Annotated in this window: 22 protein-coding genes; 6 read left to right on the plus strand and 16 right to left on the minus strand. The window is 72.0% G+C overall.

What is annotated here, in order from left to right; translation table 11 throughout:
• Positions 1-18: 18 nt before the first annotated feature.
• From ACSRUE_RS18400 to ACSRUE_RS18410, 3 genes are all read right to left on the minus strand, one after another.
• Positions 19-372: a DUF1801 domain-containing protein gene (locus ACSRUE_RS18400; RefSeq protein WP_437765490.1), complete on the minus strand. Its 354-nt coding sequence runs from the start codon at positions 370-372 to the stop codon at positions 19-21.
• Between the two features lie 143 nt (positions 373-515).
• Positions 516-1,298: a dienelactone hydrolase family protein gene (locus tag ACSRUE_RS18405; protein WP_437765491.1), complete on the minus strand. Its 783-nt coding sequence runs from the start codon at positions 1,296-1,298 to the stop codon at positions 516-518.
• Between the two features lie 60 nt (positions 1,299-1,358).
• A complete protein-coding gene (locus ACSRUE_RS18410) occupies positions 1,359-2,765 on the minus strand; it encodes an NAD-dependent succinate-semialdehyde dehydrogenase (protein ID WP_441292125.1) in 1,407 nt (468 codons plus the stop codon).
• Between the two features lie 287 nt (positions 2,766-3,052).
• On the opposite strand from ACSRUE_RS18410, the gene ACSRUE_RS18415 reads away from it, so the two are divergent.
• On the plus strand, positions 3,053-4,057 hold the full coding sequence (locus ACSRUE_RS18415) for a hypothetical protein (protein ID WP_441292126.1): 1,005 nt from the start codon (positions 3,053-3,055) through the stop codon (positions 4,055-4,057).
• The gene (locus tag ACSRUE_RS18420; RefSeq protein WP_441292127.1) at positions 4,054-4,803 is read left to right on the plus strand and encodes a metallophosphoesterase family protein; all 750 of its coding nucleotides are present in this window, start codon (positions 4,054-4,056) and stop codon (positions 4,801-4,803) included. Before ACSRUE_RS18415 ends, ACSRUE_RS18420 begins: the two co-directional genes overlap by 4 nt.
• A gap of 27 nt (positions 4,804-4,830) precedes the next feature.
• On the opposite strand, the gene ACSRUE_RS18425 is transcribed toward ACSRUE_RS18420, so the two are convergent.
• Complete coding sequence (locus tag ACSRUE_RS18425; RefSeq protein WP_441292128.1) at positions 4,831-5,652, minus strand: alpha/beta hydrolase; 822 nt, start codon at positions 5,650-5,652, stop codon at positions 4,831-4,833.
• Positions 5,653-5,787: 135 nt separating this feature from the next.
• Positions 5,788-6,603, minus strand: coding sequence for a metallophosphoesterase family protein (locus ACSRUE_RS18430; protein WP_441292129.1), 816 nt, complete (start codon positions 6,601-6,603; stop codon positions 5,788-5,790).
• Between the two features lie 59 nt (positions 6,604-6,662).
• On the opposite strand from ACSRUE_RS18430, the gene ACSRUE_RS18435 reads away from it, so the two are divergent.
• Positions 6,663-6,992 (plus strand): hypothetical protein, encoded by a 330-nt coding sequence (locus tag ACSRUE_RS18435; RefSeq protein WP_441292130.1) that lies wholly within the window; start codon positions 6,663-6,665, stop codon positions 6,990-6,992.
• A 332-nt stretch (positions 6,993-7,324) separates the two neighbouring features.
• Here the strand turns inward: ACSRUE_RS18435 and ACSRUE_RS18440 are convergent, their stop codons facing one another.
• The 4 genes from ACSRUE_RS18440 to ACSRUE_RS18455 form a co-directional block, all read right to left on the minus strand.
• Positions 7,325-7,705: a hypothetical protein gene (locus ACSRUE_RS18440; RefSeq protein WP_441292131.1), complete on the minus strand. Its 381-nt coding sequence runs from the start codon at positions 7,703-7,705 to the stop codon at positions 7,325-7,327.
• A gap of 276 nt (positions 7,706-7,981) precedes the next feature.
• Positions 7,982-8,449: a peroxiredoxin gene (locus ACSRUE_RS18445; RefSeq protein WP_012238595.1), complete on the minus strand. Its 468-nt coding sequence runs from the start codon at positions 8,447-8,449 to the stop codon at positions 7,982-7,984.
• A 129-nt stretch (positions 8,450-8,578) separates the two neighbouring features.
• The gene (locus ACSRUE_RS18450) at positions 8,579-9,784 is read right to left on the minus strand and encodes a serine/threonine protein kinase (protein ID WP_441292132.1); all 1,206 of its coding nucleotides are present in this window, start codon (positions 9,782-9,784) and stop codon (positions 8,579-8,581) included.
• Positions 9,785-9,885: 101 nt separating this feature from the next.
• Entirely contained in the window at positions 9,886-11,307 is a 1,422-nt protein-coding gene (locus tag ACSRUE_RS18455; protein ID WP_441292133.1) for a hypothetical protein, read from the minus strand.
• Positions 11,308-11,446: 139 nt separating this feature from the next.
• On the opposite strand from ACSRUE_RS18455, the gene ACSRUE_RS18460 reads away from it, so the two are divergent.
• Entirely contained in the window at positions 11,447-12,181 is a 735-nt protein-coding gene (locus ACSRUE_RS18460; protein WP_441292134.1) for a hypothetical protein, read from the plus strand.
• A 63-nt stretch (positions 12,182-12,244) separates the two neighbouring features.
• Here ACSRUE_RS18460 and ACSRUE_RS18465 read toward each other — a convergent pair whose 3' ends face one another.
• From ACSRUE_RS18465 to recA, 4 genes are all read right to left on the minus strand, one after another.
• On the minus strand, positions 12,245-13,216 hold the full coding sequence (locus tag ACSRUE_RS18465) for an HDIG domain-containing metalloprotein (protein ID WP_441292135.1): 972 nt from the start codon (positions 13,214-13,216) through the stop codon (positions 12,245-12,247).
• Between the two features lie 187 nt (positions 13,217-13,403).
• The gene (locus ACSRUE_RS18470) at positions 13,404-14,144 is read right to left on the minus strand and encodes a hypothetical protein (protein WP_441292136.1); all 741 of its coding nucleotides are present in this window, start codon (positions 14,142-14,144) and stop codon (positions 13,404-13,406) included.
• A 417-nt stretch (positions 14,145-14,561) separates the two neighbouring features.
• Positions 14,562-15,071, minus strand: coding sequence for a SixA phosphatase family protein (locus ACSRUE_RS18475; protein WP_437765514.1), 510 nt, complete (start codon positions 15,069-15,071; stop codon positions 14,562-14,564).
• A 20-nt stretch (positions 15,072-15,091) separates the two neighbouring features.
• Positions 15,092-16,267 carry a recombinase RecA gene (recA, locus tag ACSRUE_RS18480; protein WP_437765515.1) on the minus strand — a complete coding sequence of 392 codons (1,176 nt, stop codon included), beginning with the start codon at positions 16,265-16,267 and terminating at the stop codon, positions 15,092-15,094.
• A gap of 372 nt (positions 16,268-16,639) precedes the next feature.
• On the opposite strand from recA, the gene ACSRUE_RS18485 reads away from it, so the two are divergent.
• A complete protein-coding gene (locus ACSRUE_RS18485) occupies positions 16,640-17,932 on the plus strand; it encodes a protein kinase domain-containing protein (RefSeq protein WP_441292137.1) in 1,293 nt (430 codons plus the stop codon).
• On the opposite strand, the gene ACSRUE_RS18490 is transcribed toward ACSRUE_RS18485, so the two are convergent.
• The 3 genes from ACSRUE_RS18490 to ACSRUE_RS18500 form a co-directional block, all read right to left on the minus strand.
• Positions 17,880-20,000, minus strand: coding sequence for an ATP-binding domain-containing protein (locus tag ACSRUE_RS18490; RefSeq protein WP_441292138.1), 2,121 nt, complete (start codon positions 19,998-20,000; stop codon positions 17,880-17,882). The two genes, ACSRUE_RS18485 and ACSRUE_RS18490, sit on opposite strands and share 53 nt — an antisense overlap.
• A 97-nt stretch (positions 20,001-20,097) precedes the next feature.
• Positions 20,098-20,712: a TetR/AcrR family transcriptional regulator gene (locus ACSRUE_RS18495; protein WP_441292139.1), complete on the minus strand. Its 615-nt coding sequence runs from the start codon at positions 20,710-20,712 to the stop codon at positions 20,098-20,100.
• A 73-nt stretch (positions 20,713-20,785) separates the two neighbouring features.
• Complete coding sequence (locus ACSRUE_RS18500) at positions 20,786-21,520, minus strand: tyrosine-protein phosphatase (protein WP_441292140.1); 735 nt, start codon at positions 21,518-21,520, stop codon at positions 20,786-20,788.
• Between the two features lie 71 nt (positions 21,521-21,591).
• On the opposite strand from ACSRUE_RS18500, the gene ACSRUE_RS18505 reads away from it, so the two are divergent.
• Positions 21,592-22,131 carry a hypothetical protein gene (locus ACSRUE_RS18505; protein WP_437765520.1) on the plus strand — a complete coding sequence of 180 codons (540 nt, stop codon included), beginning with the start codon at positions 21,592-21,594 and terminating at the stop codon, positions 22,129-22,131.
• Positions 22,132-22,133: the final 2 nt, after the last annotated feature.

Genomic DNA, 22,133 nt, shown 5'->3' on the forward strand with positions numbered 1-22,133 from the left:
CGGCGCTCCGCGCGATCCTCACCGGTCCCGGTGGAGCGCGACGGCGGCCGCGACCAGCGCGGCGATCGCGGCGACGTCCACGTCCTTGGCAGAGCGGATGTGGAGGTTCCTGGCCTGCTTGGCTTCGCCGGTGAGCAGGCCGTTCGGATCCGGCAGCTCGGCGCCGCGCTCGAAGCCGAGGGTCACGCCGAAGCGCTGCGGGGCGAGCCAGCAGATCTTGTGTTGGTCGCCGCTGCCCATCCGGAAGCTGACGAGCCGCCAGCCTGGATAGACGTGCTCGTGGAGGTCGGGAATGATGCGGAGGAGCAGCTTGCGCACGTGCAATGTCAGCTGTTGCGCAGCAGGGGGGTACTCGCTCAGCAGAGCGGCCACGGCCGGATCGTCCGACACAATCAATGACGGTAAGTCGACGTTCACGGAGACGCAACCGGCCGTGCATCGTCGCGTGACGTTGCGTGGCGTCGCGTGGCGTCGCGTGACGTTCCGGCCTGGGGCGTGGCTTCCGCTGCGGGCGGTCAGGGGTGGAGGCGCTCGCGGAAGAAGGCGAGGACGCGCGAGAGCGCCTCGCGCGTCGGGTGGCCTTCGCGGTCGACCAGATCGCGGGTCAGGACCGAATGGGCGGTGCGCGGGATCCCATGGGGGTTGCCTGGGGACGAGTCGATCTCGATCCTCTCGAAGCCGTCGCCGAGCTCGGCCCGGAGGCGGTCGAACCGCTCCTTCGGGCACATCGGATCGTGGGTGAAGCGGAGCCCGAGCACCGGGGTACCGGCGGCGACGCGCTCCTTGACGGCGCGGAGGCCGTCGTCGGAGAGGTGCAGCCCGGCGCGGCGCTCGCGCGAGAGCGGGAAGGGCAGCGACGGCTGGCTCAGCACGGGCGCCGCGATGGCGGGGTCGACCATCAGCGCCAGCGCGAAGTTGCCCGTCAGGCACATGCCGATCGCGCCCACGCCCTTGCCCCCGAGCTCCGCGTGGACGTCGCGGCAGAGCGCGCGCAGCCAGTCGGTGATCGGACTCGCCTGCCTGGACGCGAGCACGTGGAACTCGCGGCTGACGCAGGCGCGGCCCAGCTGCTCGACGATGTAGAGGGGCGTGTCCGGCTTGCCGGGCGTCCCGAAGAGGTGCGGCACGAAGACGGTGAAGCCGGCGTCCGCCACGCGCTCGGCGAACGCCGCGACCGACGGGGTGATGCCCGGGATCTCGTGCATGACGACGACGCCCGGGCCCGCGCCGCGGCGGTAGACCACCCGCGCCACGCCGCCGTGCGAGAACTGCGTCTCGGTGAAGCCGGGGAGCGACATGGCCGCCATCATCGCCCGTCGCAGGGCGCCGGGGAAGCGGCGGCCGGACGGCTGGCCGGATCACTCGGATGCTGGCAGGCCCCTCGGCCGTTCGTCCTTGGCGATCCAGACGGTCTTGACGTTCACGAACTCGCGCAGGCCGTACGAGGAGAGCTCGCGGCCGTGGCCGGACATCTTGATGCCGCCGAACGGCAGCCGGGGATCGGACACGACCATGCCGTTGATGAACACCTGGCCGGCATCGAGCTCGTTGATGAGCCGCTCGCGCTCGTCGGCGTCGCGGGTCCAGGCGCTCGCCCCGAGGCCGAACCGGGTGGAGTTCGCCATGTGGATGGCCTCGTCGAGGTCGGTGACGCGGAAGACCGCCGCGACCGGGCCGAAGAGCTCGTCGTCGGCGGCGGGGGAGGGGCGCTGGACGTCGGTGAGCACGGTCGGCGGGAAGTAGTTGCCCGGCCCCCTCAGCCGCTTGCCTCCGGTGAGGAGGAGCGCGCCCGCGGCCACCGACGCCCGCACCTGCTCCTCGAGCTCCGCGGCGATCTGCGGCGTGGCGAGCGGCCCGACGTCGACCGACGGATCCATCGGATCACCGACCCGCAGGCGCCGCATGGTCGCGACGAAGCGCTGCTCGAACTCGGGCGCGATCGACTCGTGGACGATGAAGCGCTTCGCCGCGATGCAGGACTGGCCGTTGTTGATGATGCGCGCGCGGATCGCGGTCCCCACGGCGGCGTTGAGGTCGGCGCTCGGCAGGACGATGAACGGATCGCTTCCGCCGAGCTCGAGCACCACCTTCTTGAGGTGCTTGCCGGCGTGGGCGCCGACGCTGCGCCCCGCGTTCTCGCTGCCGGTGAGCGTCGCGGCCGCGATGCGCGGGTCGGCGAGGAGGCGCGGCACGACGTCGGTCCCGGTGAGCAGCGCCTGGAAGACCCCTTCCGGGAAGCCGGCCCGGCGGAGGATGTCCTCGATCGCGAGCGCGCAGCGGGGGACGTTCGAGGCGTGCTTGAGGAGGCCGACGTTGCCGGCGACGAGCGCCGGCGCGGCGAAGCGGAAGACCTGCCAGAACGGGAAGTTCCACGGCATGATGGCGAGCACCACGCCGAGCGGGTGGAAGGCCACGTAGCTCCTGCCCGCGTCGGTGGCGACCTCTTCGGGGGCGAGCAGGCGCTCGGCGTTGTCGGCGTAGTAGCGGCACGCGGTCGCGCACTTCTGGGCCTCGGCGACGGCGGAGCCGATGGTCTTCCCCATCTCGAGCGTCATGAGCTGCCCGAGCTGCTCCTTCTCGCCGTCCAGGATGTCGGCTGCCCGGCGCAGCTTCTGGGCCCGCTCGGCGACGGGGGTCTGCCGGAAGCCGCGGAACGCGGCGTGCGCGCGCGCCACCTTCTGCTCCAGCGCCGCTGACGAGAGGGGTTCGAACGTCTCGAGCGTCTCTCCGGTCGCTGGATTGATCGTCGCGATGGCGGTGTTCACGGATGTGCCTCCTCTTCGAGCGTCGGGCCGCGGCTCGTCGCCAGCCAGCTCGGGGCGCGCCGAGCGGCCCCGGCAGGCGAGCTTGAGCCAGACCCGCCACGTCGTGCAATGGTCAGCGAGGACGAGCCCGCTTCTCTTCCTTCGTTCGCGTCGTTCCGGCGCCTTCCGACGTGGTCCACGCGGTCGACGCGGTCCACGCATATTCCACGCATATTCCGCGCATGTTCCGGGCGCGTGAGGGGGGAGGGGGGTCGCCATCGCACGTCCTGTTCATTACGCAGAGGGGGATGGTGCGCAGCGGATCCCCTGTCGCAGGCGACGCGGAGCACGCGCTTTCAGCCCGGGCGACGCGCGCAGGCGAGCGCGCGGCGCTCGCTCCTCCGGCCTTCGACGACCCCGCCGGCCAGCTCTCCCGCGCGGGCGAGCTGGAGGTGAGGGTGAGGGCGATGGAGGCCCTCCTCTGCGCCGGCGTGCCGTTCATGGTGGCGGGGGCGTATGCCTTCTTCGCATACACGGGCATTTTCCGGGACACGAAGGATCTCGACGTGATGCTGGACGAGCGGGAGGTGCCGGCGGCGTTCAGGGCGCTGGAGCGGGCCGGCTTCGAGACGGAGCTCATCGATCCGCGGTGGATCGGGAAGGCCTATACGGGCGATCGCTTCATCGATCTCATCTTCTCGTCGAGCAACGGCCTGGCCGTGGTGGATGGCGGCTGGTTCGAGCATGCGCGTCCGGCCACGATCCTGGGGCACTCTTGTCTGATCGCGCCGGTCGAGGAGATCATCTTCACGAAGGCGTTCGTGGACGAACGGGAGCGGTACGACGGCGCCGACGTGAACCACCTCATCTACGCGTGTGGGGACGAGATGGACTGGGAGAGGCTCCTCGCCCGGTTCGGTCCCTACTGGGAGGTCCTGTTCGCGCACCTGACGCTGTACCGCTTCGTCTATCCGGGCGCGCGGAGCCGGGTGCCCGGGTGGATCATCGACGAGCTCTGCCGGCGTACGCTGGCGCAGACGCGGGCCGGCGACGCGCCGCTCCGGGTATGCCGGGGCAACCTGATCAGCAGGCAGCAGTACGTGCACGATTACGAGAAGCTCGGGCTCGTCGTGGGACCCGCAGCGCCCGCGCCCGAGGCGGCGCGGGGGGCGCTGTGCCGGAAGCGCCGGCGGTCTGCGGCGGGGCGGCCTCGCCCCGGCAAGGGGAGGCCGGGCCGTGACGGGGCTCCGGGCGGCGCGGAGGGGCCGGGGGTGGAGGCCGAGGCGGCGCGGGTCCGCAAGCCGGGATCATGAGCGCCGCCGTCGCCGGAGGGAACGGGGAGCCGGGCAAGCGCCGCATCGCGGCGTCCTCGGATCTGCACTGCCGGCCCGAGCACGGCGCCAGGATGCGCGAGCTCGTGAAGGCGGTGAACGCGGAGGCGGAGCTGCTCGTGCTGTGCGGCGATCTCACCGATCGCGGCCATCCCGAGGAGGCGAAGGTGCTGGCCGACGCGCTCGCCGGGCTCTCGATGCCGTGCGCCGCCGTGCTCGGCAACCACGACCTCGACCGGGGGGCGGGCGTCGAGATCGCGAAGCTCCTGGGCGACGCGGGCGTCGCGGTGCTCGACGGGGATCACCTGATCTTGTGCGACGACATCGGGGTCGCCGGCGTGAAGGGCTTCATGGGCGGGTTCGGGAGCGCGACGCTTCAGGCGTTCGGCGAGGGCCCGCTCAAGGCCTTCGTGCAGGAGGCCGTGACCGAGGCGCTGAAGCTCGAGGCGGCGCTGTCCCAGCTCGACAGCGAGAAGAAGATCGTGATCATGCATTACACGCCGATCCTCGAGACGACCGTCGGCGAGAACGTGGAGATAAGGCCCTTCCTTGGGACGAGCCGCCTTGCAGCGCCGATCGATCTGTACGGCGCCGACGTGGTCTTCCACGGACACGCGCACCACGGGGCGCTCGAGGGGCGCATGTCGAACGGGACTCCGGTCTACAACGTGGCGATGCCGCTGCTCAGGAAGCTCACCGGCAAGCCCTTTCTGCTGTTCGAGGTGTAGCGGGCGAGCGCCGCTCGGCGCCTTCGCTCAGTGCTTCTGCAGGAAGGCCCGTATCGCTCCGAAATAGGCGGACGCGAAGAGGAGGATATCGTTGTGCCCGGCGCCGTCGATGAGGTGCAGGGCCTTCCTCTCGTGGGGGACGGCCGCGTGGTTCTCGCGGGCGTGGTCCGGCGGGAGCAGCGTGTCGCGCGCGCCGTGCAGGACGAGGACCGGGATCTCGACGTGCCTCAGGAGCTCCGGGTTCGAGAAGCTGCGGTGCGCCTCGTCGCGCAGATCGCCGAGGTCGATCTCGAAGAGGGCGAGCAGGTGCCGCACGTCGCTGAACCCGCTCTCGAGGAGGAGCGCGCGGTACGCGTCGCCGCGGTGCGCGGCGATCCGCGACGCCGGGGAGCTGCCGAGCGAGCGGCCGAAGAGCACCGGCTTCGGCGGCTGTTCGAGGCCTGCGGCGCGGCTCGTCTCGGCGAGCTCGCGCTCGAAGAAATCGGAGACCTTCAAGGGATCTTCATGGAGCGAGCGCAGCGTCGGCTGCCCGCTGCTCCAGCCATAGCCGCGGTAATCGACGATGAAGAGGTTGAGCCCGATGTCGTGCCAGCCCTCGGCGATGTCGTCGTAGTCGGGGACGGTCTCGCCATTGCCGTGGAACGCGAGCACGGTGGGATTGCCCGGGTCGGACAGGTGCCAGCGCGCGCCGAGCGTCACCCCGGGGGCAACGGGGATATCGTAGTCCGTCGCGCCGGCGGGCGGGCTCGCGTTCACCTGCCTTGGATAGAAGACGTCGGTCGCGCGGGGGTTTGCGTCGAGCGCGCGAAGGAGCTCGTCGAGCTGGCTGTCGGGGTCGTTCGTCGGCATGGCGCACCGTTCTGCCGCGGTCGGCGGGGGAGTGGCGCGCAGGATACATCGTGTCGGGGCCGGATGGTCCGTGGGATGGACGCCCGCGAGCGCGGTGGGGCGGCGGGGAGCCGGGGCGCGCGGCGCGATGGTGGTCTACGCGGTCGCGATGACGCCTTGCACCGCGGGCTCGCCGTACTCGGCGCCGCCGGTGCGCACGACGAGGTTCGGGAGGATCTCCGCCACGCCGGCGCCGTGGGTGTGGCCGCAGAGCACCTCGAGCCGCCGCTCCGGGTGCCGCAGGGCGGCCTCGCGGAGCACCTCGCCTGTGGCCTTGCAGGTGAAATGGGGGAGCCAATCGTCGTTGGAGATCTGGCCTTCGTGCCAGCAGGCCTCCTTGAACGGGGGGACGTGCGTGGCGACGATGACGCGCCGGTACCGCTCGAGGGCCTGTGGCAGGACGCGGCGCAGGTACGCCGCGGCCTCGTCGCCGAGGCGGTGCAGGGCCTCTCTCCGGCGGCGCCGGTCGAGGGAGGCGAGATCCTGGATGAGCACGTAATCGTTGAGCATGACGGGCGATCTCTCGTAGTCGCCGAGGCGGGCGTCGGCCCAGCCGTCGTGGCCGACGAGGGCCGTGTCCGGGCCGAGCTCGACGTGGGGGATCGACGGGAGCCACCTGAGCCAGGGGGAGGTGGCCGAGAGCTCGGCGGCCATCGTGCGCACGGCGGCGATGCTCCCGCGGTAGAAATCGTGGTTGCCGAGGACGAAGTAGAGCGGGCGCTCAATGGCCCGGGCGACGGCCTCGAGGAGGGGGCGGAGGCTCGTGGCTTCGGCGATGTCGCCGGTGAAGAGGACGGCGTCGGAGGCGGTGGCGGCGAGGGTGGAGCAGAAGGCCGCGAGGTCCTCGCGGGAGAGGAAGTTGAGGTGGACGTCGGTCGCCCAGGCGAGGCGGAGCGGGGTCGGCGCGGCCATGAGATCAGGATAGGAAGCGCTGCGGCACGGTCGTCCTTATCGTAGCGCCGGACGCGGGCGTGGCCACCTGGGCGGCGGAGAACATCGACCTCGGCTGGGGCTGGGCCACGTCGAGCCGCTGGTGCTCGGTCCGGCCGTGGTTCCCGAGATCACCGACCCTGCTGAAGCCGAGAAAGAGATCGAGCTCGCATCGCGGCAAGCTCGAGGGCTTGCGTGAGGGCGAGCTCAAGGCCAAGAGGGGCACGCTGCTCCGGCTGCTCGCGCGCGCAGGGATCGTGCTCGCCGAGCGCGAGAGCGCGCGCATCCAGGCATGCACGGACATCACGACCCTCGACCGCTGGATCGATAACGTTTTCGGGGCGAAGGATGCCACGGAAGTGCTCTCCTGACGGTGGGCGAAAGCGGCCTGACGAGGCGATGAAACACGGTCTCCAGATGTCTTCGTGAGAGCGTGAGCGGCCAGCGGTGGAGAGCTGGATCAGCGCATCAAAGCCGTGATCATGTCCGGAGATGCTTCAAAGAGGCCGCCCTCTCATCTTCTCTTCCGCGCCTCTTTTCCGCTTCGCGAGTCCTGCCTTCTTGGCCTCTTCGCGCAGCATCGCGCCCTGCTCCGCGGCCCCTCTCACGCTGAGCATCGTGCGGAGCTCGATTCCATCGGGGAGAGCGCGCCTGGGCTTGGCAGCGATCCCATCGCCCCGGCGCGCCGCCCTCCGGCTACCGGCTACTCCCCCGTGCCCCCGTCCACCGCCGGGACGAGCTCGATATCGACGTTCTGAGGCACGAAGCTCTCGCACTCCTCGTTCATGACGGGCGCGAGCGTCTGCTCGAAGTCGTCGTAGCCTGTCCCCGAGATCTTCACCCACGTCACCCCGGCCGTCCACAGCTCGCAGACGAGCGTCTCCAGCGCTTCAGGAGGAGGCTCGGCGCGATCGACGGCGCACACCAGGTTGGCCTCGTCGAGCGTCTTCCAGGTGGTCGGATCGCTCAGGACGAAGATCGGCTCGTCCGCGGCGCTCCACGCGATGTGAACGGTGGTATCCGGCGGGACGGTGGCGCCCCTCGCGCGCACGGTGATCGTGAACAGCGCCTGTCTCGGCCCCATCGGACAGCCGCTGGCGTCGCCCGTACTCGAGCCGACGGACCCGCCGCCCCCCGCGCCTTTACAGGCGCCCACCACGGAAGCGCTCCCGATCGCCGCCGCGGCGATCGCCGCGAAGACCGTGAGCGATGCGATTCGACCGGGAGCAAAAGGAGGGCGTCGTGCCACAAGGGCGACAGGGTAGGGGCGACATGCCAGCAAATCCAGCGTGAGCAAGTTTTTGCGCATGTGGAGCGCGCTCCTCCATGCGCCCTGCCCCCTCGCAGGCGGTCGCGGCGTTCAGGCCTGGGCCTTGAGCTCCGCGATGTCCTTGAGGAGGGCCTGCTCGTGCCCGTCGGGCTTCACCTTCAGGTAGGTCCTTCGCAGCACGCCCGACGGATCGATGACGAATGTCGTCCGGTCCCAGTACAGGGTGCCTTTCCACTCGCTCTGTCCGACGCCCGCGGCCTTGAGCAGCTCGTGGCGCGTGTCGGCGAGCAGGTCGATGGTGAACGAGAACTTGTCGCAGAAGCTCTTGTGCGACGTGACGTCGTCCTCGCTGACGCCGACCACGGCGATGTTGGCGTCGTCGAAATCGGCCTTGGAGGCGGTGAACGACTTGCCCTGGATCGTGCATCCCGGCGTGTCGTCCTTCGGATAGACGTAGAGGACGAGCCATTTGCCCGCGAAATCCTCGAGCTTCACGGTCTTGCCGTCCTGGTTCGGCAGGGCGAACCGCGGAAACGGCTTTCCAATCTCGACGCTCATCTTCTCTTTGCCTTTGCTGTGGGCCGGAGGAACGCTCCCCCTGGCCGGTGACGGGTCATGGGATGGGACGGATGGGACAGCGCAGCGGCGCGGACGTCACGTCGCTGGTCTGGCCTACCCACGCGCGATCTAGCGCGGGATGAGCCCCCGGAACCAGGCCGTAACCGAGGACGAGGACTCGTCCTGGAGCGCGTCCGGGCCTTCCAGCTCGTCGGCGAGCCCCCCGAGCGGCCCCTCGCTGCGCGGGGGCGGCGAGCTCGGGTGCTCGTCCCCGTGCGCCAGGATCGTGGCGCCCTCCAGGGTGGGCAGCAGGCTCAGGCCGCTGCCGCCGGCGGTCGGCTCCTTCGTGAGCGACTTGAACTCGAGGAGCATCATGTCGATGAGCTCGGCGATCTTCTGCGTCCCGTCGACCGCCCGCGCCGGCCCGCCCTTGGCGCGCTCCACGAGCGCGGCGACGTCGTCCTCGCTCACCGGGCGGCCGTAGCGGTAGAGGAAGCGGGTCAGGTCGTGGCCGAGCTCGCGCGCCGACAGGTAGCGCGCCGCCGGGTCGCGGGCGAGCGCGCGGCGGATGATCTGCTCCAGCTCGCGCGGCACATCGCTGTTGATCTGCTGGAGCGAGGGGACCACCGCGTCGCGCACCAGCCGCACCGTGATGTAGTCGGAGTCGCCGAGGAACAACCGGCGCCCGGCGAGCATCTCCCAGAGGATGATCCCGAGCGCGAAGATGTCCACGCGCTGGTCGACGCCCTGCTCGAGCACCGTCTCGGGCGCCAGGTAGCCGAACTTCCCCTTGATGATGCCCGCGTCGCTCTCGGCGAGCTGGCTCGACGCCTTCGCGAGCCCGAAGTCCACGATCTTCACCTCGCCGTAGCGGGTGATGAGCACGTTGGCCGGCGTGATGTCCCGGTGCACGATCTGGAGCGGCTTTCCGTCCGCGGTCGCGAGATCGTGCGCGTAGGCGAGGCCCTGGCACATCTTCGCGGCCATGAAGGCGGCGACCTCGACGGTCATCGGCCGGCCCACCTTCTTCTGGTGATCGAGGAGGGCCCTCAGGTCGGCGCCGTCCACGTACTCCATCACGATGAAGTAGGTGCCGTCGCCGACGCCGATGTCGAACACCGACACGACGTTCGAGTGCGAGAGGTGCGCCGAGAGGCGCGCCTCGTCGAGGAACATCGCGATGAACTGCTCCTTCTTGCTGAGCTGCGGCAGGACGCGCTTGATCGCGACCTGCTTCTTGAACCCTTCGATCCCCGCGCTCTCGGCGACGAAGACCTCCGCCATGCCCCCGGAGGCGAGGCGCTTGATGACCCGGTACCGCTGCTGCTCGGACATGCCCTGTCTATCGTCCTCCCGCCCCGTGCCGCGTGGCCGTCCAGTCTAGCGGCTCGGGACCCGCCGCGGATCAAATCCACGAGGCGGCACGCGCCCTCGGGTCATCGGAACGTGGCGAGCGCCGCGACCGCCGCGAAGGAGAGCCCGACGAGCGCGGCGAGGGCGAGCGCCGACAGCAGCGGCTCCGCCCGCACGGCGGCGAGCAGCCGGTCGCGATCCTCCCTGGACAGCGGCGCGCCATGGGCGCCGTCCTGGCCCTCGCCGCCCGAGGCGGCCGCGACGTGCGCCTCCAGGCGGCGCCGCGCGGTCCTGGATCGCAGCGCGAGCAGCAGCACCTGCGCCGCCGCGGACGCGGCGAGGACCGCGAGGCCAGCGCGCCGCGCATGCGAGGCGCGGGCCCGCTCGCGCGCCTCGGCCGCCGGCATCCCGTCCGCGAGCAGCGCCACGCGCCGCGGCGAGGCGGACGCCGCCGCGGGCGCGATCGGCCAGGCCACCGTGCCCGCGCCCTGCTCGTAGGGGTCGCTCGCGACAACGGCCCAGTCCGCCTCCCCGGGCGCGGGGCTGTCCGGGAGCGCCGCCCTCCCCGAGAAGAAGCCCGCGCCGTCCCCCGCGAGCGGGACGATCGTCCCGCGCGCACGGCCGCGCGCACCTCCGATCGAGACGTAGGCGCGCGGCCTCGGCGTCGGGGAGATCAACCGGAGCTCGGGCCGTTCGCCATCGAGGCCGCCCGGATCGAGCCAGATGGCTCCCGGGATCACGGGCAGCTTCCCTTCCCATGTGCCGCTCGCGGTCCGTGCCCCTGGCGGTGCGCTCCCCGGGTGGGTCGCGCGGAGCGTGAGCTCGACCGTGTGCGCCAGCGGCTTGAGCGTGAGCTCCGCGGCGCCGCGCGCATCGGCCGTGATCTGCGCCGGACCGCCGCCGTGCCCCGCGAGCTCCGCCCCGACGGCGCTCGCCTCGAGGCGCGCCCCTGCCGCGGGCGTTCCGTCCTGCGTCTCGATCGCGACGCGCACCCGCTCCGGGAACGGAGCTGCCAGGGCTCCCCGCGCCGCCGTGACCTGCAGGCGGAGCTCCCCGTGCGCCGCGCCTGGCAGCGCGGTCGCGTGCGCCGCGCCTGGCAGCGCGCTCGTGTCCGCCGCCGGGAGCGGCGGCAGCAGCGGGAGCTGCCGCTCCAGGAGCGTGTCGCTGCCCAGCGTGATCCGCACGGTCACCGGCTCCCGCAGCCCCGCCGGCGCGCGCAGCAGCGCCTCGCCGATGCCGTCCCTGTCGAGCGAGCCGGTCCATGGTTCGAGCGGCGCCCCTGCAGACGCAGCGCTGACCTCGATCTGCGGGATCGCCGCCGGATCGTCGGCGCCGTGGAGGCGGCGCACCCCTTCGATGCGGAGCGCCAGCGCCTCGCTTCCGGCGATGGGCGTCCCCCACACCCGCACGCCGGTGGCCATGCGCGGCGAGCCTGGCCCCAGGATCGCGAGGGCTGCCAGCCCGATGCCCAGCGCGGGCAGGACGTACGTCGCTGCGTTGGGCATCGAGAGCATCCTGTCCCAGCATACCTCTCCGTCCTTGCGGCGCGGGCGGGCTGCGGCTCCCGCCTGGCTGCTCGCGCGGAGCGCTGGCCTGGGCTGAGCCCCTTTGCGTCCGGGCGTCTCCTCCGATAGGAAGCCGCCGATGGCAGCCGACAGACCGGTGAAGCGCAAGCGCAAGGGTTCGGGGACCACGGGGCAGGGCGGTGAGGTCGTGCTGCGGCAGCGGACCGATCCGCGGAGCGAGCGGCGCTTCGAGCCGAAGGCGTCGCTCGAGCTCGGCCTCACGATGCTCGGCATGTCCGTCGCGGCGCTGCTGGCCGGGGCGGGCGTTTACGGCCAGTGGTTCCGGGGCGAGGACGCGGGCGCGCACCCGGCAGCCACGTACCTGCTCCTCGGCGCCTTGCTCCTCGGGGCGGCGGTGGGGCTCTTCGGTCAGTGGTCGATGAAGTCGCTTCGTGTCGGTGACGCCGGGGTGGGGCTGGAGAGCGGGCCTGGCGAGATCGAGCGCATCGGCTGGCACGACGTGACGGGCCTGTTGCTCACGGAGACCGCGCTCACGGTCCAGGGCAGCGGCACGGCGATCGCCATCCCGCTGCGAGCGCACCTCGCGGCGGCCGCGCGCGTGCTGGCCGAGGCGAGGGCGCGTATCCCCGCGCGTGCGGCGGACATCAAGGAAGGCGCGCTGCCTCCGCCCGACGATGCCGCCGGCGAGGTGCGCTCGCTGGAGCCGCCGCAGGTCGCCGGCCTCCGCTGCAAGGCGACCGACAAGCTGATCGCCTTCGAGGCCGACGCTCGTCTCTGCGGCCGTTGCGGCGAGCACTACCACAAGGAAGGCGTCCCCCAGCGCTGCACCACCTGCGCCGCCCCCCTTCGCTGAGCGCCTTGATTTCATGGGGGCCGGGCAGCCGGCACCCCCTTCCGGGCGCTCCGCTCTACGCCCTCAGATCGCGAATCGCCCCGCGTGCTCCCGGAGGAACGCGATGTAGACGTCCGCCTCCTGGTGCGACGCCACCTCGCCCGCCTCGACCGCCTCCTCGAGCGCGCGCTTGAGCTCGCCGATCCGCCGCGACGGCGGCAGCCCGAACGCGTGCATGATGGCGTCGCCGATGCCGCTCGGCAGCGGCGGCACCACCGCGTCCTCCGCCTGGACCTGGAGCACCCGCTCGGCGAGCTCGCTGATCTGCTTCAGCCCCTTCCGCTTCTTCTCGGGCCGCTTCGTGGTGATGTCCGCCCGCGACAGGTCGAGCACGTCCTTCAGGCAACCGCCCATCTCCTTGGCGAACCGGCGCACCGCGCTGTCGGTCCACGACGCGTCGTACTGGCTCGCCCGGAGGTGGTGCAGGATCAGGAAGCGGATGCTGCTCTTCAGCGCATCCTCCTTCGTGAAGAGCGGCAGCCGCCGGTCGATCTTGTCGAACATGCGCGCGCCGACCTCGGCGTGACCGAAGAAGTGGACCTCGCCCGTCGGCGAGATGGAGCGCGTCCTCGTCTTGCCGATGTCGTGGAGCAGGGCCGCCCAGCGGACCTCGAGCCTCGGGACGGCCTGACGCACCACCTGCTTCGTGTGCTTCCAGACGTCCTTGTGGCGCCACTCCCCGTCGCCGAAACCCACCATCGCCTCGACCTCGGGCAGCATCGCGGCGAGGGCGCCCGACTCGAGCAGGGCGTCGAGCCCGGCCTCGGCGTCGTCGCTCATCATGACCCGGTCGAGCAGCTTGCGGACGTCGGGCAGGTGGGTGGCGGCCGCGGCCTTGAAGTCGGCGGGCCGCCCGGAGATCACCCTGGACGAGGCACGTGGCTCGGCGCCCGCCTCGGGCTGCTCGGCCTCCGCCTTCTCTGCTCGCTGGACGGCCCACTCGAGGGCCTCCATCGCCCGCTTCGGGCTCGCTTCCTGGGTGAGAATCTCCTGCACGCTGGCCTTCCACACTTTCGAGGTTACGGGGTCGCCCACGGGGCGCCGGCTGGCGCGGCCCGAACGGGGGTTCGCCGGTTTAGAGCCAGCCGCACCTTCGCGCAATGGTTCGTCGCGTTCGTCGCGTTCGTCGCGTTCGTCGCTCGACACGCCGCCGGATGACGTGCGTCCGCAGGCGATGGATGCGTCAGGTGCGGAGGAGCCGCCCCACGTGGTCCTTCTCCCAGGCGAGGGAGCGCTCGTAGTCGCGGAAGAGCCGCTCGCGGGCGAGGAACTGGGGCGGATGGAGCATCCGGCGCCCGTGGCCGTGGCTCGCCGGCATCACGTGGTGGAGCATCTCGTGGTAGATGACGTAACAGATGAAGTAGCGGGGGACCCAGGGCCGGTCGAGCACGGGGTGGATGCGGATCAGCCGCTCGACCGCCGAGTAGCTCCCGAGCTTGATGGTGCGCCGCGGCTTCCGCGCCTTGGTCCGCTTGCCCCAGGTGATCAGCGCGTCGACCCCGCCGCCGAAGTACCCGTGGTTCAGCTTCTGGAACAGGATCAGCAGGTCGTGCGTCCGCCCCTGCGTCGAGAGCGGCGTGCTCACCGGCCGGCTCGCCCGGATGCGGTGGCCGTTCTCGTCGATGTACTGGCCGACCACGAGCGAGGCGGCCCGGTCCTGCGTCACGACGTACCGGACGAGCGCCTCCTGCACGACCGTCGGCGCATCCAGGAACATGTGGTGGACGCGCGCCTGCAGGATGCCCTCCCGGAACGAGGAGGAGATCATCTGCCGGTAGTTGTCGGTCACCGAGAGGAGGACCGGCCGCTTCTGGGCCAGCTCCAGCCGCCGGATGAGCGCCTGGCGCGCCCCCTCGTGCACGTAGATGTGCGGCTGGCCCGGCGGCAGATCGATGTCGATCGGATGATGACGGGGGTCCGGCACCCGGACGACCGCCCGGGCGACACGCGGCAGCAGGGAAGTACGCGCCGCGCCCTTCCCACCGCTGCGCGACAGACGGCCTGGAGGGGGTTGAGCGAAGGGGAAGGCCATCTGTCCCGCCATCTCAATCCTCCTTATTTGGGCGTATTCTCGGGTGGGATCCTTGTCAAGCGAGCGGCCGAGAACATCGAAATCATTCGGATTTGTGACTATGTAAGCGGGGGGCCGGCCCCACCGGAGGGAGACGGACGGCGTCCCGGCCGCCGCTCGCCGGTGATCTGGATTTCCTTTGTAAATTCATGTGGTTGGTGTGAAGGCCACGAGCGCCTGCGCCGGTCGGGCCGCCTTCCGCCTCGGACGCGCGTCTTCTGCTCCTGCTCTCTCTCCCGCCATGACAGGGCGCCGTGCGCAGCGCCTCGCTCATCGCGAGGCGAGCGCCCGGGGATCGAGGATCTGCGTCATGCGCCAGCGGCCCTGCGCGCGCCGGGAAGGCTCCGGCTCGAGGGCGACGACCAGGGCAGTACAGAAGCCGGCGGGGAGCAGCGCTGTCGCGCCCCGGCCGGGCGTGTCGACGAGCGTACGGACGAGGTGCTCGACGTTCGGCTGGTGCCCGACGAGCAGCGCGTCGGCGCCGCCTCGGGCGAGCACGGCGACCAGCGAGCTCGGGAGCCCGGCGTCGAGCGCGAGCTCGTCCCGGAGCGCGACCTCCGGCGCGCCGCAGATCGGCGCCGCGATCTCGGCGGTCTCTCTCGCGCGCGCGAGGGGGCTCGCGAGCACCAGCGGCAGCGGGGCGCCGCCCCGGAGGCGGTGGAGCTCGAGCGAGACCCGCGCCACGCGCTCGCGGCCCTCGGGGGTGAGCCTCCGGTCCGCGTCGCGCCCGCTGGTCGCCCGCTCCTCCGCCGGGCCGTGCCGCATCACGTAGAGGTGCATGGCGTCGGTGGCGGCCGGCGTCAGTTCGTCTTGCCCGGGGGACGGCGGGCGTCCTGGCCGGACGGGGCTGCCTCACCGCGACCCTTCGCCTGCGCGGGGGCCTCGGCCGCGGCTCCGCCCTTCGGGCCGGGGCTCGCGGCGCCGTTCGTCGGGGCGGCCCCGCCGACGCGCGAGATGCCGTGCTTCGCGAGGACCATCGACTCGATCTTGTCGAGCACCGCCGGGTGCTGCTCGAGGTAGGTGCGGGCGTTCTCCCGGCCCTGGCCGATGCGCTCGCCCTGGAACGAGAACCAGGAGCCGCTCTTCTCGATGATGCTCGCCTCGGTCGCGAGGTCGATGACGTCGCCGCTGTGGCTGATGCCCTGGCCGTACAGGATGTCGAACTCCACCTCGCGGAACGGGGGAGCCATCTTGTTCTTCACGACCTTGACGCGGGTCCGGTTGCCGACGACCGCCGGCTCCTTGCCGCCCGCGGCGGCCTCCTTGATGGCGCCGATGCGGCGGATGTCGAGCCGGACCGAGGCGTAGAACTTGAGGGCGTTGCCGCCGCTCGTCGTCTCGGGGCTGCCGAACATGACGCCGATCTTCATCCGGATCTGGTTGATGAACATCAGCAGGCACTGCGAGCGCGAGGTCGTGCCGGTCAGCTTGCGGAGCGCCTGGCTCATCAGCCGGGCCTGGAGGCCGACGTGGCTGTCGCCCATGTCGCCCTCGATCTCGGCCTTGGGGACGAGCGCGGCGACCGAGTCGACGACGATGATGTCGACGGCGTTCGAGCGGACCAGCATGTCGGCGATCTCGAGCGCCTGCTCGCCGTAGTCGGGCTGGGAGATGAGCAGCTCGTCGGTCTTCACGCCGAGCTTCTTGGCGTAGTTCACGTCGAGGGCGTGCTCGGCGTCGATGAACGCCGCCGTCCCGCCCGCCCGCTGGACGGCCGCGATGGCGTGGAGGGTGAGGGTCGTCTTGCCGCTCGACTCCGGCCCGTAGACCTCGACGATGCGGCCGCGCGGGTAGCCGCCGATGCCGAGGGCGATGTCCAGGCCGAGCGAGCCGGTCGCCACGGCCGCAACCTCGTCGTGCAGCGTCTGCCCGTCCTTGAGGCGCATGATCGCCCCCTTGCCGTACTCCTTCTCGACGCTGGCGATCGCGAGCTCGAGGGCGGCAGACTTCTGCTTGGTGTTCTTCTCGTCACTCATGCGTACCTCGGGAGGGAGCGATGGGAGGGGGCGACGGCGGGGGGACCGCGGAGGTGGACCCACGACGCGCGGGGCAACAGTTTCCGGCAGCTTTACTGTCCGGTTGTTCAGGAAGCAAGACCTCCGCATCCCGGATAGGACCGAAAACGTCCGAGCAGCGGGCTGGCCCGGCAGGCGCCCCGAGGGCGGTGATGTCGCGGTCGGAAGCGGTTCCTGGTTGAGGTCGAGTCTCACAACCAGGGCAACAATCGTGATCGTCGCACACAGGGAGCACTGGCGGGCTCTTCAACTGTGCGCCACATCTTCCACGTGGGGGGCGGGGGGCGCTTTTTCCCGGGGTTTTCCCTGGGTCGGTACGAGCTCGTCCTGCGGGTGGCCGCAGGCGACGTGGGTGAGGTCTGGGCGGCGCGGCTGAGGCGGGAGCACGGGTTTCAGCGGCTCTTCGCGATCAAGGTGCTTCGCCCGGAGCTCTCGCCCGATCCCGACGCCGTCCAGACATTCCTCGACGAAGCCGCGCTGGCCGCGCGCATCAGGCACCCGAACGTGGTGCCCGTCGTGGATCTGGGCGAGACGGACGGCACGTTCTTCTACGTCATGGAGTGGGTGAGCGGGGAGCCGCTCTCGTCGGTGCTGCGCGCCGCGCGCGGGCGCCCGGCGCCGGTGCTCGTCGCGGCGAGGCTCGCCTACCAGATCTGCGCGGCCCTCGACGCCGCGCACGAGCTGCGGGACGAGGGCGGCAATCCCCGGGAGCTCCTGCACTACGACGTCTCGCCGGACAACGTCCTCATCACGTCCGAGGGGCTCGTCCGCATGGTCGATTTCGGCATCGCGAAGCTCGAGGAAGGGCGGATGTCCGAGCGACGGCCGCAGGCGCTGCGCGGCGACGGCGGGCGCGCTTCAACGGTGGGCGCGGCGGGCGGCGAGGGGGGCGCGTTCCTGTTCCGGAGCAGCGCGCCGTACATGGCGCCGGAGCACATCCGGGGGCAGCCGTGCGATCGGCGGTCCGATCTCTTCGGGGTCGGGGTGCTCCTCTACGAGCTCCTGTCGGGCGCTCACCCCTTCCAGGCCGACGACAGCGAGAGCACGATGACCCACATCGCGAGCGAGCGGCCTGCCGCGCCGCTGTCGTCGCGGGCGGCGCCGTCCCGGCGCGGGTTCGCGGAGCGCCTGAGCGCGCCGCCGCCGCCCGAGCCGATCCCGCCCGCGCTCGATCGCCTCGTCTCCGAGGCGCTCGCCAAGTCGCCCACCGCGCGCACGGCGACGGCCGCGAAGCTCATGCGCGCGCTCGAGGAGGCGATCCCGGGCGCCGCGAACCCAGGCAACGACGCGCTCGTCGCCGGCTGGCTCGGACAGATCCTGGGCGACGCGTCCCACCTCCGCACGCAGCAGCTGCGCGCCGCGCTCGAGTCGCTCGATCCCGGGGATCGCTCGGCCGACGACGAGGCGGAGCCCCCGCCCGCCCCGCGGCGCTGGCTGCAGGCGCTGCTGGTGTTCGGGGCCGCCGTCCTCGGGGTCGCGCTCGCCGGGATCGCGGCGGTGAGGGACAGCCCGCTCCCGCCCGCCGCCGTCTCCGCGCCGGCCGGGCCGCGCCCGAAGGGCGCCGCGGCGAGCGTCAGCTCGCCCCCACGTCGCCGAGGAGCGGCGACCACGCCGCTCCCGAGATGAGCCAGAGCTGGTGCGACGTCCGCGTCACCGCGACGTGGAGCCGCCGGCGGGCCTCGTGGTTCATCGGGTACGCCGCCGCGGTCGCGTCGGGCACGACGACGTAGTCGAACTCGAGCCCCTTCGCGCTGTCCACGTCGGTGACGTCGATGCCCGGCTCGAACGAGAACGCTCCCTCCAGCACGAGCCTCGCCTCCGGCAGCTCCGCGATCAGCGCGTGGAGCTCCCGCGCGGCGCCTGCGTCCCGCGCGATGACGGCCACCGAGGCGCGGGGCTCCCGCCCGACGAGGTCGCGGAGCGCGCCGGCGAGGAAGAGGTGCGCCTGCGCCTCGCTCGGGAAGCGGAAGAGCCCGACCGGCGCGCCGTCCCGGGCCGCGCGCGCGGGCGCCTCGGGCGCGAGCTCGCCGAGGAGCCGCCGCGCGAGCTCCGCCACCGGCCGCGGGCACCGGTACGACACAGCGAGGCGGCAGGTCGCCGCGTCGCCCACGCCGAGCGCCGCTCGCGCCGCGTCCCACCCGGCGAAGCTCGAGGAGGTCTGCTGCGCCTCGTCGCCGGCGAGCGTGACGCTGCGCGTCTCGCCAAGGAGCTTCCCCAGGACGAACAGCTCGAACAGCGAGAAGTCCTCGGCCTCGTCGAGCACGAGGTGCGACCACCCCGCCCCGTCCAGGCCGCGGCGAGCGGCGCGAAGGAAGAGCAGGATCGGCAGATCGTCGACGTCGAGCGTCCCCGCGAGCTCGTCCGGCGTCCCTTCCGCGATGGCGCGGCCGTCGAGCGCCCGCTTCCTCTCGGCCACGGTGATCGAGGCGAGCTGCCGGTCGAGCGGCTCGGCGATCTGCAGCAGGGTGTGCCGGACGGTCTCCTCGACGGCGCTCCTGGGGAGGTCCCCGCCCGAGGCGGCGACGACGCCCTCGAGGAACCCTCGATCCGTGAAGACGTCGGCGAGGCGGCGGCGCAGCCGCGGGAGCGTCGTGTTCGCCGGGGCGAGCCTGGCGAACCGCTCGCGCAGCGCACTGTAGAGCGCCGGGTGGCGCTTGAGGCTGGAGACGAGCGCCGGGGGATCGTCGCACAGGGCGATCGGCTTGCCGAAGACCTCGCGCGCGGTCGCCGACGACCAGGCGTCGAGCGTCTTCACCTGGGCTTCCCCCGCGCCGAGCGGCGAGAGCAGGCGGCGCGACAGCCGCGCGAGGCCCTCCTCGGGGACGACGACGTTCATGGCCGAGAGCGGGCAACGCGCCGGATCGAGCGCGGCGATCCGGGCGAGGCGGTGCAGCGCCACGGTCGTCTTTCCGCTCCCGGCGCTGCCGAGCACGAGGAGCGGCTGCTCGGGGGGCGCGCACACGGCGGCGTACTGGTCGGCGTCGAGCAGGGCGGTGACCTCCGCGGCCTTCGCGTGGTCCGTGGCGCCGGCGCCGACGCCGAGGCTCCCGGGGCGGGCGGCCGTGCCCGCGCCGCCCGGCTGCATGGCGAGCGCCGCGCGCTCGGCGAGGGTCCATCGCCCGTCGCCTCGCCGCGTCAGGACGAGGCCGTCGCCCACGATCCGGGTGAGGGCGCCGCGCTCCACGACGACGATGCGGCGCGCCTTCACCACGCCCTCGGCCACGCGCCCCGGGAAGACCTCCTCGTACTCGTCGCCCTCGCGGTACCGGTAGAAGATCTGCGCCACCGGCGCGACGCGCCAGTCGAGGATGCGCACGTCGGCCGACGGATCCAGGAACGTCGCGTGGCCGAGCAGGTAGTCCTTCGCCCCTTTGCCCTCGTCGACCCGAAGGTGGGCGAGGTACGGGCAGAGCGGGTCGGGCAGCGCCTCCCTGGGCTCCTGCTCGATGAGGCGCTGCCGCACGCTCATCTCGAGGAGCACCGCCGGCAGATCGTCGGCCGAGGCCGCGGCGGCCTCGTCGCGGAGCTCCCGGAGCGCCGCGACGGACCTGAGCTCGCGCGGCGCGCGCCCGCCGACGCGCGCGGCGCGCTCCTGGGCCCTGTCCAGCGCGGCGCGCACGCGCTCGAGGAGCGTGGCCTCTTCCTCGAGGACGGCGCGCGCCTCGACGGGCAGATCAAGCGTGCTCTCCAGCATGATGGGCCTCCTTGCGCCCCTCGCCTCCGCGAGGGGTCGAGCTCGATGGGTGAATGATGAATGGTTCGTTCACTTTTGAGGCGAGGCAAAGCGAAGGTTACGCGAAGAAGCTCCTGAGTCCGGCAAGGTGGTATTTCGAGTAACCGTGGACCGCTTCCTGGATGGCGTCCTCGTCCTCGAAGCGGGCGAGGGCGTTCACCATCGTCCTGACGAAGCCCTGGTAGATCTGGTCCAGGTTGAACCGCATCGCCTCGGTCACCGAGAGGCACGGGTCGAGGGCGCGGAAGTGCTCGATCGCCAGCGCGATGAGGCGTTCGACGGTCTCCTCGGAGAACCGCTCGTACCTGGAGCCGCCGGCCCGCCCCAGGAGGATCACGACGCGCAGCCGGTTCTCGATGCAGAAGCGGAGGAGCTCCTCGGAGATCAGGTGGTAGGCGGCCGTCGGCGGGAGCGCCCGGACGTCCTCCACGCCGTCGAGCGCCTTCACGCGGCGGCGCAGCAGGATCGTGAAGGCGCGGGCGAAGCCGTCGTCGACGATCCCGTAGAAGAGCGCGTCCTTGTTCGCGAAGTACCGGTAGATGTTGCCCGTCGAGACGCCCGCCGCCCGGGCGATCTCGGCCATGGTCGCGCTCTCGTACCCCTTCCGCGCGAAGATCGTCAGCGCGGCGGAGGTGATGCTCTCCTGGACGTCGTCTTTGAGGTACTGCGCCATGGCGAATAATGAACGTTGCGTTCACTTATAGCGACGGGCGCCGGCGCGTCAAGCGAGCGGGCGGATCGCGGCCTCAGGGGTCGACGGTGCCGTCGAGGATCGCGCGCGGGCCGTCGAGGAGCATGAAGCTCGCCTCCTCCTCGCCGACCCTGGCGAAGAGGGCCTTGATGCCGTCGCGCACGTCGGGGACGTCCTTGGCTGCGTGGGCGTCGCTGCACGCGGCGTAGTAGTAGCCGGCCTCGAGCAGCTGCTCGGCGGCCCGGCGGGGGGTGCGCCCGTACTTGCCGGTGAGCGCGGCGACGTCGAGGAGGAGCACCGCGCCCGCGTCGAGCAGCGGATCGAGCGAGGCGATGTCGTCGAAGACGGGCTCGTAGCGCTCCGGGTGGGCGATGACGGGGCGGAGCTTGCGGCGGCTGAGGTCGAAGAGCCGCTCCGCGGCCCGGGCGGGGAAGCTCCGGGTCGGGAACTCGACGAGCGCGGCGCGGCCGCCCGGGAAGGGGAGGGCGCTGCCGTCGAGGAGGCGCTGGAAGACGATGTCGTCGAAGAAGTGCTCCGACGAGAGATCGAGCGCGGGCAGGTCGCGCGCGCCGGCCGCGGCCCGCAGCGCGGCGCAGGTCGCGTCGTAGGCGGCCTGGAGGCCCTGCCGGGTGTTGTCGAACATCCCGGGGCGCATGTGCGGCGTCGCCACGACGGTGTCGAACCCGGCGCCGCGGAGCGCGGTGAGGAGGGCGAGGCTCTCCTCGACGGTGCGGGCGCCGTCGTCGACGCCCGCGACCCAGTGGGAGTGCAGATCGATGAAGCCGCGCATCGTCGCTCCGAACTTAGCAAAGTTGGCCGCCCTCGTGCGCTGCGACCATCCTTCGCGTCGAGGAGGTGTTCGTGTCGCTCTCGTTATCGAACCAGCAGCTTGTGCCTCAGCTCGCGTCGGATGGCTGCGCTGGCGGCCAGCGCGGCGGCAGGCCGGGAGGCCGCGCAGAGCGCCCGGTCGATCCCGGCGCGCCCTCGGTCGAGCAGGGCACACCGGCCCAGGATGAGGGGATCCCCACCTCCGAGCGGCGGCGCCGCCGCAGCGACGATCCGGTCACCGCGCTGCACTACCAGCTCTCGACGACCCGCGCGGAGGCGAACCTGGACGTCGTGGTCCTCGTGGACGACAGCGGCTGCCTCGTCGCCGGGGCGGGCGCGTGGCCGGCGTGTGAGGAGCTCGCCGCCTACGCCCCGCTCCTCGCCAACCCGGACGCCGTGCAGAGCGCGGCGGTCGGCTCGCGCATCGCCACGCTCACCGCCGACGTCGAGGTCCAGAGCCTCTCGGTGTCAGGCGGCGAGGTGCTGCTCTGCGGCCGTGGCGGCACGGCGGAGCGTGGCGCCTCCATTGCCCGGGCCGCTGCGGGGTGCTTGCGCATCCTCCGCGCCGCCTGAGC

It is taken from the genome of Sorangium sp. KYC3313, assembly GCF_052075895.1.
GTDB classification, from domain to species: domain Bacteria; phylum Myxococcota_A; class Polyangia; order Polyangiales; family Polyangiaceae; genus Sorangium; species Sorangium cellulosum_B.